Origin of the sequence: Kineococcus glutinatus (assembly GCF_039542765.1) — a bacterium.
Taxonomy (GTDB): domain Bacteria; phylum Actinomycetota; class Actinomycetes; order Actinomycetales; family Kineococcaceae; genus Kineococcus_A; species Kineococcus_A glutinatus.
In genome coordinates this window covers 1-2121 of the sequence record NZ_BAABIL010000450.1, presented here as the reverse complement: position 1 = coordinate 2121, position 2121 = coordinate 1, and the positions used below count along the sequence as shown (strand labels likewise).

Below are 2121 nucleotides of genomic sequence, written 5' to 3'. Positions count from 1 at the left end.
GCACCTGCGCGGACGGCGCGGCGGGCACCTGCCCGGGCCCGCGCGGCGCGCACGGGCGGGCGGCGGGGAGGGGCGCGGGCGTGAGCCACGAGACACCCCCGCAGGTGCCGCACGACTTTGTGCGTGCGTTCACAAACGCTTAGGGTGGATCGGTCCGGATGCGCTCGGCACCCGGCTGACCACCCCGCGACACCCGCTGCTGCGACACCCACCCCTGCGATGCGAGGACACCTCGGCCCTGTGAACGACGACGACGTGACGGTCGGCCCGCTGTCCGGGCCGCGTCCCGGACAGCGGGCCGGGACCCCCGGTGCGGGTGGTGGCGAGCCGACGGGGTCGGAGGAGGCCGGGCGCGGTGTGCCCGACGCCACCGTCGCCCGCCTGCCCCAGTACCTGCGGGCCCTCACCGTCCTCGCCGAGCGCGGTACCGAGACCGTGTCCTCCGAGGCGCTCGCCGCCGCCGCCGGCGTCGGCTCCGCGAAGCTGCGCAAGGACCTCTCCCACCTCGGCAGCTACGGCACCCGCGGCGTCGGCTACGAGGTCGCCCGCCTCGTGCAGCAGATCTCCGAGCACCTCGGGCTCACGCAGCGCTGGAGCGTGGTCATCATCGGCATCGGCAACCTCGGCCACGCGCTGGCCGGCTACGGCGGCTTCGCCTCCCGCGGCTTCGGCGTCGTCGGCCTCTTCGACGACTCCCCGGCCGTCGTCGGCAAGCGGGTCAACGGCCTCGTCGTGCGCCCCCTGGCCCAGTTCGAGGCCGCGGTGGCCGACGAGCGGCCCACCATCGCCGTGCTCGCGGTACCCGCCGCGGTCGCCCAGCGGGTGTGCGACCGCGTGGTCGCCACCGGCGTCAGCAGCGTCCTGAACTTCGCCCCCGTCGTCCTGCAGGTCCCCGAGGGAGTGCACGTGCGCAAGGTCGACCTCGCCTCCGAGCTGCAGATCCTCGCCTTCCACGAGCAGCGCCGCGCCGCGCTCGCCCGTGCCGCCCGGCTGGTGCCCGGTGCCGCCCCGGCCGGCCGCGGGACGAGCGGGGAGCCGGAGGCCGCGGCGGTGGCGGGGGTGGTCCGGTGACCCTCCTCGTCGTGGGCCTGTCCCACCGCACCGCCTCCCTCGACCTGCTCGAGCGCGCCGCGCTCGACGAGGAGACCGGCGCCCGCCTCGTCGGGGAGCTCCTCGACGGCCCGCACGTCAGCGAGGCCGTGGTCCTCTCCACCTGCAACCGCGTCGAGGTGTACTGCGACGTCACCCGCTTCCACGGCGGCGTGGCGGACGTCGGCGCCGCCCTGGGCCGGCGCATCGGCGCGCCGCTGGAGGTGCTCGGCGACCAGCTGTACGTGCACTACGAGGACGCGGCCGTGGAGCACCTGTTCTCCGTCGCGTGCGGCCTGGACTCCATGGCCGTGGGCGAGAGCCAGATCCTCGGCCAGCTGCGCCTCGCCCTGCGCCGGCTGCAGGACTCCGGCGCGGGCGGCGGCGCCCTCGACCAGGTGCTGCAGCAGGCGCTGCGCGTCGGCAAGCGGGCGCACTCCGAGACGGGGCTGGACGCCGCCGGTGGCTCCCTCGTGGACGCGGCCCTGCGCCACGCGGCAGCCGTGCTCGGCGACCTGGCCGGTACCCGCGCCCTCGTCGTGGGCGCCGGGGCGATGAGCGCCCTCGTCGCCACCACCCTGCACCGGCGCGGCGTCGGCGTCCCCGCCGAGGGCGCCGCCGAGGGCACCGCCTGCGGGAGCGGCGGTGGGATCGTCGTGGCCAACCGCACCCCCGAGCGCGCCGAGCGGCTGGCCGGTGCCGTCGGCGGCCGCGCCACCGGGCTGGGGTCGCTGGCCGACGAGGTCACCGCCGCCGACCTCGTCGTCTCCTGCACCGGCTCCGTCGGGCACGTCCTCGACGCCGCCCTGGTGGCCGCCGCCCTCGCGCGCCGGCCCGGGCGACCCCTCGTGCTCGTCGACCTCGCCCTGCCCCGCGACGTCGCACCGGAGGTGGCCGGGCTGCCCGGCGCCCACCTGGTGGGCCTGGAGGTGCTCGGCCGCGACCTCGACGGCGCGGCCGCCGGCGGGGACCTGCGCTCCGTGCGGCAGATCATCGCCGAGGAGGTCGCCGCCCACGCCGCCGCCCGCCGCG

General features: G+C 77.7%; 2 protein-coding genes. Both read left to right on the top strand.

Annotated elements, in window-relative coordinates; all coding sequences use genetic code 11:
* Nucleotides 1-357: 357 nt before the first annotated feature.
* Nucleotides 358-1071, top strand: a complete 714-nt coding sequence (locus tag ABEB16_RS15800; protein ID WP_425560219.1) for a redox-sensing transcriptional repressor Rex — start codon at nucleotides 358-360, stop codon at nucleotides 1069-1071.
* The coding region (gene hemA / locus ABEB16_RS15795) for a glutamyl-tRNA reductase (RefSeq protein ID WP_345713183.1) at nucleotides 1068-2121 on the top strand (1054 nt) is incomplete at its 3' end. The genes ABEB16_RS15800 and hemA, both read left to right, overlap by 4 nt.